Origin of the sequence: Rhodococcus aetherivorans (assembly GCF_011058165.1) — a bacterium.
Classification (GTDB): Bacteria; Actinomycetota; Actinomycetes; order Mycobacteriales; family Mycobacteriaceae; genus Rhodococcus; species Rhodococcus aetherivorans.
This window is the reverse complement of record NZ_JAALEG010000008.1, coordinates 32,528-48,793: the sequence shown is the minus strand read 5'-3', so window position 1 is coordinate 48,793 and position 16,266 is coordinate 32,528. Positions and strand designations below refer to the sequence as shown.

Sequence of the window (16,266 nt, the reverse complement as noted above, 5' to 3'; positions counted from 1 at the left end):
GTGTGGGCATGACCCAGAATCTTGATCGGTCCCAGAATTCCGGTCCGACCCCGACCTCGGCGTCCACGTCGGCCTCCCGCCGGGTGCGGGCGCGGCTGGCGCGCCGCATCACCGGGCAGCGCGGCACCACTCTCAAGCCGGTGCTCGAGCCGCTGGTCACGATCCACCGCGAGCTGTACCCGAAGGCCGACCTGTCGGAGCTGCAGCGCGCCTACGACGTGGCGGAGGAGCGGCACGCGTCGCAGAAGCGCAAGTCCGGCGACCCGTACATCACCCATCCCCTCGCGGTCGCGACGATCCTCGCCGAGCTCGGCATGGACACCACGACGCTGATCGCGGCGCTGCTGCACGACACCGTCGAGGACACCGGTTACAGTCTCGAGCAGCTCACCGCCGAGTTCGGCGAGGAGGTCGCCCACCTCGTCGACGGCGTCACCAAGCTGGACAAGGTGGTGCTCGGCACCGCCGCCGAGGGCGAGACCATCCGCAAGATGATCATCGCGATGGCGCGCGACCCCCGGGTCCTGGTGATCAAGGTCGCCGATCGGCTGCACAACATGCGCACCATGCGCTTCCTGCCGCCGGAGAAGCAGGCCCGCAAGGCGCGCGAGACCCTCGAGGTGATCGCGCCGCTCGCGCACCGTCTCGGCATGGCGACGGTCAAGTGGGAGCTCGAGGACCTGTCCTTCGCGATCCTGCACCCGAAGAAGTACGAGGAGATCGTGCGGCTCGTCGCCACCCGGGCGCCGTCGCGCGACACCTACCTGGCCAAGGTCCGCGCCGAGATCAACGCGACGCTCGCAGCGTCGCGGATCGATGCCACCGTCGAGGGCCGGCCGAAGCACTACTGGTCGATCTACCAGAAGATGATCGTCAAGGGCCGCGACTTCGACGACATCCACGACCTGGTCGGCGTGCGGATCCTGTGCAACGAGATCCGCGACTGCTACGCCGCCGTGGGCGTCGTGCACTCGCTGTGGCAGCCGATGGCGGGCCGGTTCAAGGACTACATCGCCCAGCCGCGGTTCGGCGTGTACCAGTCGCTGCACACCACCGTGATCGGCCCCGAGGGCAAGCCGCTCGAGGTGCAGATCCGCACCCGCGAGATGCACCGCACCGCCGAGTTCGGCATCGCCGCGCACTGGCGGTACAAGGAGACCAAGGGCAAACACTCGGGCGACGTCGCCGAGCTCGACGACATGGCGTGGATGCGGCAGTTGCTCGACTGGCAACGCGAGGCCGCCGACCCCGGCGAGTTCCTCGAGTCGCTGCGTTACGACCTCGCCGTGAAGGAGATCTTCGTCTTCACCCCCAAGGGCGACGTGATCACGCTGCCGTCCGGGTCGACGCCGGTGGACTTCGCGTACGCCGTGCACACCGAGGTGGGGCACCGCTGCATCGGCGCGCGGGTCAACGGCCGGCTCGTCGCGCTCGAACGCAAGCTCGAGAACGGCGAGGTCGTCGAGGTCTTCACGTCCAAGGACCCCAATGCCGGGCCGAGCCGCGACTGGCAGTCGTTCGTGGTCTCGCCGCGCGCGAAGGCCAAGATCCGGCAGTGGTTCGCGAAGGAACGCCGCGAGGAGGCGCTCGAGGCCGGCAAGGACGCCATCGGCAAGGAGGTCAAGCGGGTCGGGCTGCCGCTGCAGCGCCTGATGAACGCGGACCTGATGCAGGCCGTGGCCAAGGAACTGCGGTACGCCGACGTGTCGGCGCTCTACACCGCGGTCGGTGAGCACCATGTCTCGGCGCACCACGTCGTGCAGCGCCTCGTCGCGCTGCTCGGCGGGGTCGGTGGCGTCGAGGAGGAGCTCGCGGAGCGGTCCACCCCGTCGTCCATTCCGACCCGGTCCCGGCAGAGCGGTGACTCCGGCATCCTCGTGCCCGGCGCGCCGGGCACGGTGTCGAAGCTGGCCAAGTGCTGTACGCCGGTGCCCGGCGACGAGATCATGGGCTTCGTGACCCGCACCGGCTCGGTGAGCGTGCACCGCACCGACTGCACCAACGCCGGATCCCTGCAGCAGCAGTCCGAGCGGATCATCGAGGTCAAGTGGGCGCCGTCCCCGTCGTCGGTGTTCCTCGTGGCCATCCAGATCGAGGCGCTCGACCGGCACCGGCTGCTCTCGGACGTCACCAAGGCACTCGCCGACGAGAAGGTGAACATCCTCTCGGCGTCGGTGACCACGACCGGCGACCGGGTCGCGGTGAGCCGCTTCACGTTCGAGATGGGCGATCCCAAGCACCTCGGGCACGTGCTCAACGTCGTCCGCAACGTCGAGGGCGTCTACGACGTGTACCGGGTGACCTCCGCGGCATAGAAGGTCCGCGGCGTAGCAGGATCGGCGACCCCACCTCGCCCATCCGCACGTCGCGGTCCGTCAGCCGACGCTAAGCGCATGCTAAGCGCGCTGCGCGATCGTTCTCCTCGCCGGACGGTCCGGCACATCCTGACAGAGGAGAACGCATTGCGTAACACCGTCATCACCGCCATTTCCGCCGAGGGTGCGGAACTCGACGAGGCGCGCCTCGCGACCGTGTCCGGCGGTCGCGCGTGCGAGGATCGGTCGAGCAAGACGATCGACATGTCGACCGGCGCGGTCGGTACCGATCAGGACTTCTGACGGACCGAGGACGCCGGGTGGGGAGGCGGCTCGCCTCGCCCACCCGGCGCTCGTCCGTCGACCGATCCGATCCGATCCGCCCCGAGGAACAGCTCATGAGCGCGCATCCCGCCCGCATCCTGGTGCTCACCCAGCCGGGTGACCCGCACGCAGACCACGTCGTCGACCTGTTGCGCCGGCGCGACGCCCGGGTCGTCGTGTTCGACCCCGCCGATTTTCCTGTCCACGCGTCGATCTCCGTCGGCTACACCGCCGGCGGTGCGGTCCGCCGCACCCTCGACCACCGCGGTGGGCGGATCGACCTGTCCGCCGTCGACACGGTCTGGTTCCGCCGCCCACGCAACCCGCGGGCGCACCCGGAGGTCACCGCCCCGGCGGTCCGCGAGTACGTCGAAAGGGAATGCGAGGCAATGACCTCCGCGCTCTGGGACGATCTGGACTGTCTCGCGGTGCCGGGAACGCGGGCCGCGATCCGGCAGGCGGCCCGCAAGACCGCCCAGCTCACCCTGGCCGGCCGTCTCGGGTTCGAGCTTCCGCCCACGATCGTGACCACCTCCCCGGACGAGTTCCTCGATTTCTGGGACCGGCACGAGGGGCAGGTGATCAGCAAACCGCTCGACCGGCCGTTCCTGATCGACGGTGACGACGGCTACTTCCGCATGTGCGAGCCTGTCACGACGACGGACCTGGGGTACGCGGAGGCGATGCGCCTGTGCCCGATGATCGTGCAGGGCTATGTGCCCAAACAGATCGAGGTGCGGGTGACGGTGGTCGGGCAGCGGGTCCTCGGCGCCGCCATCCACAGCCAGGACAGCAACCACACGCGGCTCGACTGGCGCAGCTACGACCCTTCCACGACCCGCTACAGCCGGCACGAGTTGCCGGCCGCGCTCGCCGCGTTGTGCCGCAGTCTGGTGGCTGAGCTCGAATTGCAGTACGGGACAATCGATCTCATACTCACTCCGGACGGCCGCTACGTGTTCCTCGAGATCAACCCGTCGGGACAGTGGTTGTGGATCGAGGACGCGACGGGTCTGCCCATCTCCGACGCACTGTGCGAGCTGCTGCTCGACGGTGCCCACCGCTCCCGGCGCCCCGCCGTCCAGGAGGTGCCCGCATGATCGCCCCGGCCGGCGCGGCGCTCGACGACGCTGCTCTCGGGCAGGCGCTGACTCTGCTCGCGCGCCTCAACACCGACCCGGTAGCGGCCGGGTCCGCGGAGGAACTGCTGGCGGCCCTGCGGGCGGAGCACCCCGGACTGCGCCTTCGCCTGCTCCGGCACCGGGAAGCCTACGGGGACACCGTGCAGTTCGGCCTGCTCGTCTCCGGGCCCCGCGGTGGCACCGTCACGCTGTCCTGGGCGCCGCCGTCGGAGGTGCCGTGGATGTTGCGCGGCGCGCAACGCAGCGCCGAATCGATGCTGCTACGCGTCAACGGCGAGGCGCTCGACATCCAGCACGCGATGGCGTATCTGGACGTGATGTGGGAGCAGACGGCCCTGCTCGACCGACTCGTCGACGTGTGTCTCGTCCAGCAGGAACTCGCCGAGAGCCCGGTGACGCTGACCGACGGTGAGCTGCAGGACGCCATGGACGCCTTCCGTCGCGCGCGCGGCCTGCTGACCCCGGCGGCGACCGCTGCATGGATGGCACGGCGGCACCTCGACCACGCGGCGCTCGAGGAGATGGTGGCACGCGAGGCCGCCGTTGCCGCGCTGCGCACGCGGGTGACGGTCGACCGCGTCGACTCGTGGTGCGCGGCGCACCGATCGACGTACGACCGGCTCCGGATCGCCCGCGTGCGCTTCGCCGACCGCGCCGCCGCCGAGCGGTTCGTCGCCGCGTTCGCCGAGCGGCGACGCACCTGCGACACAACGGCCGACGCGTTCGGCGCGGCGCTGACGGCTGTCGCCCCGTCCCGTCCGCTGGGGGCCGAGCTGATGGAGCGGACCGTGGCCGACCTCGACCTCGGCCTCGGCTCCGGCCTGGCCGATGCGGTCGCGCCCGGTACGCTGCTGCCGCCGCGGGCGGTCGGAACGGAATGGGAAGTGGTACAGGTGCTCTCGCGCGCCGCCGCGTCCGATTCGGACCTGCTGGAGCAGGCCTCGAGGCGGTTGTTCGACGAGTGGCTCGCCGACCGGCGCCGCACCGCCCGGATCGAATGGTTCTGGGGCGAGGCGGAGAAGACGCCGCGGTGACGCGCCGCATCCGGCCGCTCGCTCAGACCGGGATGTCCGATTGCGGCGCGGCGTGCCTGGCGATGATCTTCGCCTACTTCGGCGTCCCACGCGGCGTCGCGGACCTCGTCGACGAGCTGGGGGTTTCCCGCGACGGACTCACCGCCCTGGCGCTCGTGCGATGTGCCCGCGGCCACGGGCTCGACGTCCGCGCCTTCGGCCGCTCCGCCGACGCCGTCGCCGGGGGCGGTGCACAGCTGCCCGCCGTCGTGCACTGGGACGGCAACCATTTCGTGGTGGTCGAACGGTGCACGGAGCGGCACGTGCACATCGTCGATCCGGCGCGGGGGCGCCGGCGCCTGACCCGGGCACAGTTCCGCGACGGGTACTCGGGCGTGAGCATCGAGTTCGGCCCCGGCGACCCGTCGGTCTATCCGCCGCCGGCCCTGCCCGCCTCCCGGCGACGAACGATGCCGGCCCGGTTCCTGCACGGCCACCGCGCACTGCTCGCGTCGGTCGTGGTGGCCTCGATCGCGTTGCAGGCGATCGGGATGACGCTTCCGGTGGTCTCGGCGATTCTGGTGGACCGGGTCCTGCCGAGCGCCGACCGCCCGCTGCTGTACGCCGTGGTCGGTGCGACGGTCGTCGCGTGCCTTGCGCACGGTGCGGTCGGGGTGGTGCGCAGCCGGATGCTGGAGGCGCTGCGCCGGCGCGCCGACGGTGAGCTCACCGGCGCCGCCGTCGCGCACCTGCTGGCATTGCCGTATGCATACTTCGCTCGCCGGGGAACCAGTGACGTGGTGCAGCGGGTCTCGAGCGTCGGGGCCATTCGGGAGCTGCTCACCGGACCCGTCGTGGCGGCGGTGCTCGACGGGCCGTTGGCGCTGACGTACCTCGCTCTGCTGCTGTGGTGGGCGCCGATGCTCGGCGTCACGCTGATGGTGCTCGCGACGGTGCAGATCGTCCTGATCGTGGGCACCGGCCGCCGGGTCGGTCAGCTCGGTCAGGAGGAGTTGCGCGCGCACGCCCTCGCCGAGGGACGCCTGCTCGAGACCGTGAACGGCATCGAGACGGTGAAGGCCTCCGGTTCCGAGGCGGCTGCGGCCGCGCAGTGGCACGCTCTGTTCACCACCGCCCTGGACGCGGCGTCGCGCAGCGGCCGCCTCGAGGGTGTGGTCGAATCGCTGGTGGCCGGTCTCAGGGTCGCGGCGCCCGCGGTCCTGATGATCGTCGGCGTCGTCGGCGTGCTGGACGGACGGCAGACGCTCGGTGCCATGATCGCCGCGAACGGGATCGCGCTCGCCGCGCTCGCCCCGCTCGGCTCGGTGGTGTCGGTGCTGCAGCGGCTGCAGTTCGCGGCGGCCCACCTGGCCCGGCTGCGGGACATCGTCGACAGCGACGTCGAACAGCACGGCCGGAGCGTGCGGCCCGCCCCGGCACTCAGCGGCGCGATCTCGCTGCGCGGTGTCGGATTCCGGTACGACCCGCGCTCGCCGTGGGTGGTGCGCGACATCGACTGCGACATCCCCGCCGGGTCGACGGTGGCGCTGGTGGGACCGTCCGGCTCCGGCAAGAGCACCCTCGCCCGCCTGCTGCTCGGACTCTACGAGCCGACGGAGGGACGGGTGCTGTTCGACGGACACGACGCCGCGGACCTGGAATCCCGTTCGCTGCGCGCCCAGTTCGGGGTGGTGACGCAGAACAGCGCCCTGTTCACCGGGACCGTCGCGCAGAACATCGCCGCGGGACGGGCGGAGGCCTCCCTCCCCCGCATCGTCGAGGCCGCGAAACTGGCGCACATCCACGACGCGATCGTCGCCATGCCGATGGGGTACGAGACGATGCTGCGGGACGGGTCGGGCCTGTCCGGTGGGCAGTGCCAACGGATCGCGCTTGCGCGGGCGGTGCTCGGCGCGCCCCGGGTGCTGTTGCTCGACGAGGCGACCAGCGCCCTCGACGCCGCGACCGAAGCGTCGGTCGTGGCGTCGCTGGGAGGGCTGCGCCAGACCCGGATCGTCATCGCGCACCGGCTCAGCACCGTCCGCACCGCAGATGTGATTCTCGTGCTCGACGACGGCAGGATCGTCGAAAGGGGCGGCCATCACGAACTGCTGAGCCGGGACGGGCGGTACGCGGAACTCGTCGCCCTGCAGACGCGGTAGGTGGCCGGCCGCACTCACCCGGCCGCACTCACCCGACCGCGACGATCCGCATCGGGATCAGGGGGCGCCCACCGCCCAGGGGACTCGATCCGTCGTCGCCCGCCGCGGCGACCTCCTCGAGCGCCCGCAGGCCGGGTTCTCCGACGGTGCCGAACACCGAATACTGCGGCTGCAGCAGGGAATCGCCGAACACGAGCAGGAACTGACTGCCGTTGCTGTCCCGGTGCCCGGCGTTGGCCATCGCGACGGTGCCGCGCGGATACACGACGGGGGACGGCAGGTAGCCGTTCTCCCCGCGGACGACCGTGACGGGGTACTCGTCGGCGAACGTGTAGCCGGGCCCTCCCGTCCCGGATCCGGTGGGGTCGCCGCACCGGAACATCTGCATCCCCGGTTCGTCGGTCACGTGATGGCACTCGGTCCCGTCGAAGAAGCCCTGCCGGGCGAGGCCGACGAAACTCTGCACCGCACACGGCGCTGCGGCGCGCTCGAGGACCAGCGGGACCGGACCCGCGGAGGTCGTCAGCGTCAGCTCCACCGTCCCGGTCGCGGGCACGGACGTCGACGCGGGCACGGTCGCCGTCCTCGCGGCCGGCCCGGCGGCACGGAACGCGCAGGCGACGGTGGCGGCCGCCGGTTCCGGCCGCGGCGGCATCGCAACATAGGCGGACGGGTCGAACCCGGGGGAAGTGGCGGCCGCGGTGGTCGTCGCCCGCAGCGCGGCAGGGGCGGGCCCGGTGTCGGAAGCGGCACACGCCGCAGCCGCGAGTGCTGCGCCGAGCGTCGCGGCCAGGCGCGCAGCAATGGAGGTACCTGAGGTCACAGACACGGCACAGTAGACGATCCCGTCACAATCCGACAGACCCCTGCCGGCGGCGGGGACGCGAACGCCCCGCCCACCGGCGGGTGGGCGGGGCGTTGGGAGACGCGCAGAATCAGTCCGTGCGGACGGCGGTCAGCGTCGTCGGCGCCGCCGGTGGTCCGTCGGGTCCGCCGCCGTCCACCCCGGCCGCGGCGATCTCGTCGAGGGTCGCCAGGCCGGTCTCGTCGATGGTGCCGAACACGGTGTACTGCGGCGGCAGGATCGAATCGCCGTAGACCAGGAAGAACTGGCTGCCGTTCGTGCCGGGGCCGGCATTGGCCATCGCGAGCGTGCCCCGTGGGTAGATCATCGGATTCTGCGCCTGCGGATCTCCGGCCGCGTACTGGTCGGTGGGGAACTCGTTGGCGAACTCGTAGCCCGGTCCGCCGGTACCCGTGGCGGTGGGGTCGCCGCACTGCAGCACCGACAGCGTCGGGTCGGTCGTCAACCGGTGGCAGTCGGTGTCGTCGAAATACCCCTGGGAGGCCAGCGACAGGAAGCTGCCGACGGTGCACGGGGACAGCTCGCCCCGCAGGGCCAGCCCGATGTCGCCCTGGGTGGTCGCCACGGTGACGTCGGTGTCGGTGGTGGGGACGGCCTCGGCGCGCGGCGGCTGCACCGGCTTCGCGGCCGGTCGCCCGTCGGACGGGTACGCGCAGCTCACCGTATCGGGCAGCGGCTCGGCCCGCTGGGCGGGCAGGGCCGGGAAGTCGGACAGCGACGGTGCGGACGTCGGTGCCGAGGCCGCGGTGCTCGACGTGGACGTCGCGGACCCGTCGTCCGGGTCGCCGGAGCAGGCGGTGAGCAGCAGCGCCACACCGACCCCGGCCACGGCGGCCCGGGCAGCGCCGGATCGGGTACGGGTCATCAGTCCATCCTCACACTGGTCAGGGAGATCGGCTGGGCCGGCGCGCCGTCCTGGCCGCCGCCCTCGACCCCGGCGGCGGCGACCGTGTCGAGGGTCGCCAGGCCGGTCTCGTCGATGGTGCCGAACACGGTGTACTGCGGCGGCAGGATCGAGTCGCCGTACACGAGGAAGAACTGGCTGCCGTTGGTGCCGGCGCCGGCGTTGGCCATCGCGACGGTGCCGCGCGGGTACGTCAGCGGCTGCGTGGCCGCCGGATCCTCGGGCGCGTACTGGTCGGTGGGGAACTCGTTGGCGAACTGGTAGCCGGGGCCGCCGGCGCCGGTGCCGGTCGGGTCGCCGCACTGCAGCACGGCGAGCGAGTCGGACGTGGTCAGGCGGTGGCAGGCGGTGTCGTCGAAGTACCCCTGCGACGCCAGGGACAGGAAGTTGTTGACCGTGCACGGGGAGGTGTCGTTGTGCAGGACCAGGCCGATGTTGCCCTGGGTGGTCTCCACACTGACACTGATGTCGGTATTGCCCTCGCCGGTGGTGAGGATGCCGTCGGTGCGCGGCGGCTGCACCGGCCTGGCCGGTTCGCCGCCGGGCGGGTACGCACAGTTCACCGATTCGGGCAGCGGTTCCGACCGGCCCGCGGGCAGCGCCGCGAACTCGGTCTGCGCCGGGTCGGTCGTCTCCGACGCCGCGGTGGAGGCGGCGTCGTCGCCGCCGCGGCCGAGCACCCAGATGCCGACGCCCGCCGCGACGACCGCGGCCACACCGAGCGCCGACAGACCGATGGTCAGCTGGCGGCGCTTGCGCGCCCGCTGTGCCCGCCGTTCGAGTTGCCGCTCGAGTTTGCGTTTGGCGGCCTGGCGCCGCTGTGCGTTGCTCGGCACTGCAGTAGTCCTCCCGTAACCGATCGTCGTTGCCGGTCCCAGCGTCGCCGCTGGAACCCGGCTCGAGCCGGATCGAGTCTGCCACCCCAACCTGAGAACCGGGCGACGGGGAGCCCGGCCTAGGCTGTAGGGGCCACGCGAAGGCCCACACCGTAGGAGCGATGCCCGTGCTCGTCACCGGATTCCCCGCCGGGATGTTCCAGACCAACTGCTACATCCTCGCGCAGGACGACGCGAAGGAATGCGTCGTCGTCGACCCCGGGCAGGATGCCGCCGAGCCCCTCGCCGACTTTCTCACCCGGTCCGGATTGACGCCGCGCGCGGTGCTGCTCACCCACGGGCACCTCGACCACATCTGGTCGGCGCAGGCCGTCGCCGACCGCTACGACATCCCGGCCTATATCCATCCGGACGACCGCTACATGCTGACCGATCCCGGGCGCGGCATCGGCCCGACGTTGAAGCCGTTCCTCGAGGGCGCCGAATTCGCCGAGCCGCGGACCGTGATCGAACTGGCCGACGGGGACGAGATCGAGCACGCCGGCATCCGGTTCGCCGTCGATCACACCCCGGGGCACACCCAGGGCTCGGTGGTGCTGCGCACCCACGCGACGACCCCCGACGGCGACGACGTCGAGATCGCCCTCACCGGCGACACCCTGTTCCAGGGGTCGATCGGCCGCACCGACCTGCCGGGTGGCAACCACGAACAGCTGCTCGCGTCGATCGCGGCGAAACTGCTCGTGCGCGACGACGCCACCGCGATCCTGCCCGGCCACGGCCCGTCCAGCACCATCGGCCAGGAGCGGGTGTCGAACCCGTTCCTGGTGGGGCTGGCCGGCTCCCGCTGACCCGGCCCGGGCCGGCCCGGCCTCCGATCCACCGACGAGAGAAAGCAGCGACAGTTGAGCAAGCCCTCCACGTTCTCGGCGCCCAAGGGTGTACCCGATTACGTCCCCCCGCAGTCCGCGGAGTTCGTCGCCGTGCGCGACGGGCTGACCCGCGCGGCGCGGCTGGCCGGCTACGGGCACATCGAGCTGCCGATCTTCGAGGACACCGGACTGTTCGCGCGCGGCGTCGGCGAGTCCACCGACGTCGTCAGCAAAGAGATGTACACGTTCGCCGATCGCGGCGACCGGTCCGTCACGCTGCGCCCGGAGGGCACCGCGGGTGTGATGCGGGCGGTGATCGAGCACGGCCTCGACCGTGGCCAGCTGCCCGTCAAGCTGAGCTACTCGGGCCCGTTCTTCCGGTACGAGCGCCCCCAGGCCGGCCGGTACCGCCAGCTGCAGCAGGTGGGCGTCGAGGCGATCGGCGTCGACGATCCGGCCCTCGACGCCGAGGTCATCGCCGTCGCCGACGCCGGATTCCGCAGCCTGGGCCTCGAGGGGTTCCGCCTCGAGATCACGTCCCTCGGCGACGAGACGTGCCGCCCGCAGTACCGGGAGTTGTTGCAGCAGTTCCTGTTCAAGCTGGACCTGGACGAGGAGACCCGCCGCCGCGCCGAGATCAACCCGTTGCGGGTGCTCGACGACAAACGCCCCCACGTGCGGGAGATGACGGCCGACGCGCCGCTCATGCTCGACCACCTTTCCGACACGGCCAAGGCGCACTTCGACGAGGTGCGCTCGCATCTCGACGCGCTCGGCGTGCCGTACACGATCAACCCGCGCATGGTGCGCGGCCTCGACTATTACACGAAGACGACGTTCGAATTCGTCCACGACGGGCTCGGCGCCCAGTCCGGGATCGGTGGCGGCGGCCGCTACGACGGCCTGATGGCGCAGCTCGGCGGCCAGCCGCTCTCCGGTATCGGCTTCGGGCTCGGCGTCGACCGCACGGTCCTCGCGCTCGCCGCCGAGGGCAGGACCGCGGGCAGCCCCGCCCGCTGCGAGGTGTTCTGCGTGCCGATGGGCGAGGCCGCCAAGTCGACGCTGGTGCCGATCGCCCACCGGCTGCGCGCCGCCGGCATCCGCGTGGACCTGGCGTACGGCGGTCGCGGCGTCAAGGGCGCGATGAAGGCCGCCGACCGTTCCGGTGCCGTGGTCGCGCTCGTGCTGGGGGAGCGCGAACTCGAGGCCGGCGAGATCGTCGTCAAGGACCTGCGCACCGGCGAACAGCACACCGTGCCGCTCGACGACGTGGTCGCCCGGGTCGGGGACGTCGTTGCCCGCACCTGACCCGTCGGCCCGTCCCGCGCCGACCCGTCTGGACCTGATCCCCACGCGGGTGCTCGCGCCCCGCGCCGGGAGAGTCGCGGTGTTCTCCCTCCTGATCGGCGTGGTGGCCGGTCTGCTGGTGTACCTGGTGTCCAGCCCGCTGGTTGCGGTCGTGTTCGGTGTGCTCGTCGGGGTGCCGCCCGCGGTGGGCGCCCTGGCGGTGCTGCGCCGGCACCGCTGGATCGACGGCACCACGGTCACCGCGAAGGGGGCGCTGCGCACCCGGCGGGTGGAGCTGCGCAACCTCGCCGGGGTCGAGCTGGTGGTGTCGGCGCTGCGGGTGAGTCAGGTGGTGTTGCGGCTCAACGACGGGGATCGGCTCGTGTCGGTTCCGCTGGCGTTGTACGCGAACGGCGGCTGCCGGGAGCTCGACGTACTGGCGTTGCGCCGACTCGCCGACGCGCTGGCGGCGAGCGAGCTGGCCTCGGCCGCCGCGATGTCGTCGGTGCTGGTGGAGCAGCTGCGGGCGGAGGCCCGCGACGCCGGGCTCGAGCAGCGGCCGCTGTACCGGGCGGTGCTGCTGGCCCGTGACGCCGGGCGCGTGCCGCAGACCACGCTCACCGACCACGAGGTGGCCTCGCTCGTCGAGTGAGCGCGGACCGATTGGGCTGTGGGTACCCCGGGTATGCGGGGCGCATGATCTCGCTGCACTCGGTGTTCTCCGGGCCGTTCCGAGCCGCCTCCGCGCTGCGCGGGGCGCGGGTGTTCCATCCACGTGGGGTGCTCTTCCGGGGCGTCGCGGAACTGGATTCGCGGTGGTGGCCGGTTCCGGCACCGGCGCGGGTGCCGGTCACCGCGCGGCTGTCCGGCGCCGTGGGCACGCCCGACGGCGTGCCCGACATCCTGGGTCTGGCGTTGCGGTTCTCCCTCGAGGACGGCCCGTGGGACATCCTGCTCGCCACCCTGCACGTGCCCACCAGGGCGGTCCTGCTGCCGGCCCGGGGCTGGTCGACCGCGCGGTACGGCTCCCTGATGGCCTATCGCACGAATGTCGACCTCGCGCCGCGGTGGATCTTCGCGTTCCCGGAGGGCGACCAGCCGTCCTCGACGTCCGTCCTGGAACTGGCCCGGCACGGCGTCCCGTTGCTGTTCTCGTTGCACGTGGCCTCGGCCCGTGGGCCGCTCGTGCCGGCCGGCCGCGTCACGCTCGAGTCCGCGGTGCCCGCCTCCGACGAGGCCCAGCCGTCGTTCGATCCGGTGCTCAACCACCCGGCGGCCGTCGAGCTGTGGCCGCGCTGGCTCGTGCCGTTCCGCCGCGACGCATACCGCGGCAGCCGCTCGGGACGCGGGGCATCCGACGCGTCCGCGCGGAGCGGTTTCCTCGACACCGCCGGAACGTAGTAGCCGGGGGTGCAGAGCAACTCTGCACCCCCGGCCTTCGTGGGCCGGACCGGAACCGGTCCGGCGACGCGTCAGCTCACGACGGCGTCGATCGTCTTCTTCAGGGCCGAGGGCTGCGCGGGGGAGTGCGGGGCCTTCTCCTTCAGCTCGAGCATCCGCGCCCCGATCTCCTGTAGCTGCTTACGGCCGAGTGCCTCCCGCACCCTCGGGAACCACTCCTCTTCCTCCTCCTCGATGTGGTGCTCGACGTTCTCGATGAGGACGGTCGTCTTCGCGTCGAACCGCTCGGCGTCGGGTTTCATCCCGGCCAGTTCCGTCACGAGGACGTCCGCGACGTGGTGCTCCTCGAACGATTCGAGGATGTCCGATTCGAGGTCGGGCAGCAGCGCGCGCACCTCGGGGTACATGCCCTCGTTCTCGATGTAGGTGTGCACCGTCAGCAGTTCGATGATCCGGCCGACGATCCGGCCCTTCTCGTCGCCGTCGTCCGCTCCGCGGAACTCGCGGAACAGCTTCCGGATCTCCTTGTGGTCTTCCTTCAACAACACGATCGCGTCAGTGGACACCAGGCCTCCCGCCGAAGTGGTTCTCGAATGCCCGCCGCCGTGAGGGGCGTGCGCTCCAGATACCCCGGCAGGAGCCCGATTACACCGATCCGTCCGAATCAGGTGCTCGGCGGTGTCCGCTCGGCGGTGTCCCGGACGTGGGGCTCCTCGGCCACCTCGGCGGCGTGGCGCCGGCCGACGCCGACGTGCGCCTCCGCCCGCATGGTCTCCACCATGTGCGGGTAGTGCAGCTCGAACGCCGGGCGCTCGGAGCGGATGCGCGGCAGCTCGTAGAAGTTGTGCCGCGGCGGCGGGCAGGTGGTGGCCCACTCGAGGGAGTTGCCGTAACCCCACGGGTCGTCGACGATCACGACCTGCCCGTACCGGTAGCTCTTGAACACGTTCCACAGGAACGGCAGGGTCGACACGCCGAGGGTGAAGGCACCGATCGTCGAGATGGTGTTGAGGGTGGTGAACCCGTCCGACGGCAGGTAGTCGGCGTAGCGGCGCGGCATGCCCTCGTTGCCCAGCCAGTGCTGCACCAGGAACGTGGTGTGGAAGCCGAGGAAGGTCAGCCAGAAGTGCCACTTGCCGAGGCGCTCGTCCATCAGCCGCCCGGTCATCTTCGGGAACCAGAAGTAGATGCCCGAGTAGGTGGCGAACACGATGGTGCCGAAGAGCACGTAGTGGAAGTGCGCGACGACGAAGTAGGAGTCGTGGACGTGGAAGTCCAGCGGCGGGCTGGCGAGGACCACGCCGGTCAGGCCGCCGAAGAGGAAGGTGATGATGAAGCCGACCGCGAACAGCATCGGGGTCTCGAACGTCACCTGCCCCCGCCACATGGTGCCGATCCAGTTGAAGAACTTCACGCCGGTGGGCACCGCGATCAGGAACGTCATGAACGAGAAGTACGGCAGCAGCACGGCGCCGGTGGCGTACATGTGATGCGCCCACACGGCCATCGACAGGGCGCCGATCGCCAGGGTCGCGTAGACCAGGCCGGTGTAGCCGAAGATCGGCTTACGCGAGAACACCGGAATGACCTCGGAGATGATGCCGAAGAACGGCAGCGCGATGACATACACCTCGGGGTGGCCGAAGAACCAGAACAGGTGCTGGTAGAGCATCACCCCGCCGTTGGCCGGGTCGTAGATGTTGCCGCCGAGCACGCGATCGACCAGCACTCCCATGAACGCGGCGGTCAGCAGCGGGAAGATCAGCAGGATCAGAATCATCGTGATGAAGATGTTCCAGGTGAAGATCGGCATCCGGAACATCGTCATACCGGGGGCACGCAGGCACACGACCGTGGTGATCATGTTGACCCCGCCGAGGATGGTGCCGAGACCGGCGACGGCCAGACCGGCGAACCACAGGTTTCCGCCGACACCGGGGCTGTGCAGGTCGTCCGCGAGCGGAACGTAGGAGGTCCACCCGAAGTCCGGGGCGCCGCCCGGGGTGACGAGGGAGAAGGCCACGACGGAGGCGCCGAACAGGTACAGCCAGTAACTGAACGCGTTCAGCCGGGGGAACGCGACGTCGGGCGCGCCGATCTGCAGCGGCAGGATGTAGTTCGCGAACCCGAACACGATCGGGGTCGCGTACATCAGCAGCATGATGCCGCCGTGCATGGTGAACAGCTGGTTGTACTGCTCGTTGGACAGGAACTGCATGCCCGGGACGGCGAGTTCGCTGCGGATCAGCAGGGCCATCAGCCCGCCGATCAGGAAGAAGGCGAACGAGGTCACGATGTACATCAGCCCGAGCATCTTCGGGTCGGTCGTCGTGACCAGCTTGTAGAACGTCGAGCCCTTGGGCGCATACCGCGGCGGATACGGGCGAACGGCCTTCGTCTCGGTGACAACCATGGTGCCTCCTTGCGCCTCCCGGGGGCGGCGATGTCGCTGCGGCGCCGGGTGCTCCGCTCGGCCTGAGACGGCACCCCGGAACGACCGCGGCATCATGCGGTAGGTCGAGCGTAACCGGCACCGGCCGCGCGCGGGAGGTTTTGCGAGGCGGATTGTCGTCCGTCCGCGCGGAATTCGAGGGGTTTCCGGGAACAATTCCTTGCCCCGCTGTGTTGTGAGTGGTACAAGAAAGGTGTAGCGGCCAGCATAGATCGACCGCTCTCCTCAACCGGCACGAAGAGAGTCTGTGGAGGTGGAAACGATGTTGATGCGCACCGATCCGTTCCGCGAGCTCGACCGCTTCGCGCAGCAGGTTCTCGGCACGGCGGCCCGTCCCGCGGTGATGCCCATGGACGCCTGGCGTGAGGGCGACAAGTTCGTCGTCGAGTTCGATCTGCCCGGCGTCGCCGAGGATTCGCTCGACCTCGACGTCGAACGGAACGTGCTGACGGTGCACGCAGAGCGGCCGGCACGCGACCAGAGTCAGGAGATGGTGGCTGCCGAGCGCCCGCGCGGAGTGTTCAGCCGGCAGCTGTTCCTCGGCGAGAACCTCGACACCGACAACATCGAGGCGACGTACGACGCCGGCGTGCTGAGGCTGACGATCCCGGTGGCGGAGAAGGCCAAGCCGCGCAAGATCGAGATCGCGGTAGGCGACAAGAAGGCGATCGACGGCTGATCCGTCCGAGGCGT

General features: G+C 70.8%; 15 protein-coding genes. 10 read left to right on the top strand and 5 right to left on the bottom strand.

Annotated elements, in window-relative coordinates:
* The first annotated feature begins 8 nt into the window (after positions 1–8).
* From G6039_RS05375 to G6039_RS05355, 5 genes are all read left to right on the top strand, one after another.
* A complete protein-coding gene (locus G6039_RS05375; protein WP_006941018.1) occupies positions 9–2,315 on the top strand; it encodes a RelA/SpoT family protein in 2,307 nt (768 codons plus the stop codon).
* Between the two features lie 147 nt (positions 2,316–2,462).
* Positions 2,463–2,618 (top strand): putative ATP-grasp target RiPP, encoded by a 156-nt coding sequence (locus G6039_RS05370; protein WP_006941017.1) that lies wholly within the window; start codon positions 2,463–2,465, stop codon positions 2,616–2,618.
* A 95-nt stretch (positions 2,619–2,713) separates the two neighbouring features.
* Complete coding sequence (locus G6039_RS05365; RefSeq protein WP_231772869.1) at positions 2,714–3,739, top strand: MvdC/MvdD family ATP grasp protein; 1,026 nt, start codon at positions 2,714–2,716, stop codon at positions 3,737–3,739.
* Entirely contained in the window at positions 3,736–4,815 is a 1,080-nt protein-coding gene (locus G6039_RS05360) for a TIGR04500 family putative peptide maturation system protein (RefSeq protein ID WP_006941015.1), read from the top strand. The genes G6039_RS05365 and G6039_RS05360 overlap by 4 nt, the downstream gene beginning before the upstream one ends.
* The gene (locus G6039_RS05355; protein WP_043798144.1) at positions 4,812–6,956 is read left to right on the top strand and encodes a peptidase domain-containing ABC transporter; all 2,145 of its coding nucleotides are present in this window, start codon (positions 4,812–4,814) and stop codon (positions 6,954–6,956) included. Before G6039_RS05360 ends, G6039_RS05355 begins: the two co-directional genes overlap by 4 nt.
* Before the next feature lie 28 nt (positions 6,957–6,984).
* Here the strand turns inward: G6039_RS05355 and G6039_RS05350 are convergent, their stop codons facing one another.
* From G6039_RS05350 to G6039_RS05340, 3 genes are all read right to left on the bottom strand, one after another.
* On the bottom strand, positions 6,985–7,779 hold the full coding sequence (locus tag G6039_RS05350) for a peptidylprolyl isomerase (protein ID WP_006941010.1): 795 nt from the start codon (positions 7,777–7,779) through the stop codon (positions 6,985–6,987).
* Between the two features lie 112 nt (positions 7,780–7,891).
* Entirely contained in the window at positions 7,892–8,686 is a 795-nt protein-coding gene (locus G6039_RS05345) for a peptidylprolyl isomerase (RefSeq protein WP_043798141.1), read from the bottom strand.
* Positions 8,686–9,561: a peptidylprolyl isomerase gene (locus G6039_RS05340; RefSeq protein ID WP_043798139.1), complete on the bottom strand. Its 876-nt coding sequence runs from the start codon at positions 9,559–9,561 to the stop codon at positions 8,686–8,688. Before G6039_RS05340 ends, G6039_RS05345 begins: the two co-directional genes overlap by 1 nt.
* 167 nt (positions 9,562–9,728) lie before the next feature.
* Between G6039_RS05340 and G6039_RS05335 the strand changes: the two genes are divergently transcribed.
* The 4 genes from G6039_RS05335 to G6039_RS05320 are packed head-to-tail and all read left to right on the top strand — an operon-like array spanning position 9,729 to position 13,121.
* Positions 9,729–10,412: an MBL fold metallo-hydrolase gene (locus G6039_RS05335; protein WP_006940999.1), complete on the top strand. Its 684-nt coding sequence runs from the start codon at positions 9,729–9,731 to the stop codon at positions 10,410–10,412.
* Positions 10,413–10,466: 54 nt separating this feature from the next.
* Entirely contained in the window at positions 10,467–11,741 is a 1,275-nt protein-coding gene (gene hisS, locus G6039_RS05330) for a histidine--tRNA ligase (protein WP_043798133.1), read from the top strand.
* Positions 11,728–12,372, top strand: coding sequence for a hypothetical protein (locus tag G6039_RS05325; RefSeq protein WP_373867521.1), 645 nt, complete (start codon positions 11,728–11,730; stop codon positions 12,370–12,372). Before hisS ends, G6039_RS05325 begins: the two co-directional genes overlap by 14 nt.
* Positions 12,373–12,416: 44 nt before the next feature.
* Positions 12,417–13,121, top strand: coding sequence for a catalase family protein (locus tag G6039_RS05320; RefSeq protein WP_006940995.1), 705 nt, complete (start codon positions 12,417–12,419; stop codon positions 13,119–13,121).
* A gap of 71 nt (positions 13,122–13,192) precedes the next feature.
* On the opposite strand, the gene G6039_RS05315 is transcribed toward G6039_RS05320, so the two are convergent.
* Both G6039_RS05315 and ctaD read right to left on the bottom strand, forming a co-directional pair.
* Positions 13,193–13,687 carry a hemerythrin domain-containing protein gene (locus G6039_RS05315; RefSeq protein ID WP_043798129.1) on the bottom strand — a complete coding sequence of 165 codons (495 nt, stop codon included), beginning with the start codon at positions 13,685–13,687 and terminating at the stop codon, positions 13,193–13,195.
* A 98-nt stretch (positions 13,688–13,785) separates the two neighbouring features.
* The gene (gene ctaD, locus G6039_RS05310; protein WP_029543495.1) at positions 13,786–15,534 is read right to left on the bottom strand and encodes an aa3-type cytochrome oxidase subunit I; all 1,749 of its coding nucleotides are present in this window, start codon (positions 15,532–15,534) and stop codon (positions 13,786–13,788) included.
* Positions 15,535–15,835: 301 nt separating this feature from the next.
* Between ctaD and G6039_RS05305 the strand changes: the two genes are divergently transcribed.
* On the top strand, positions 15,836–16,252 hold the full coding sequence (locus tag G6039_RS05305) for an Hsp20/alpha crystallin family protein (protein ID WP_029543498.1): 417 nt from the start codon (positions 15,836–15,838) through the stop codon (positions 16,250–16,252).
* Positions 16,253–16,266: the final 14 nt, after the last annotated feature.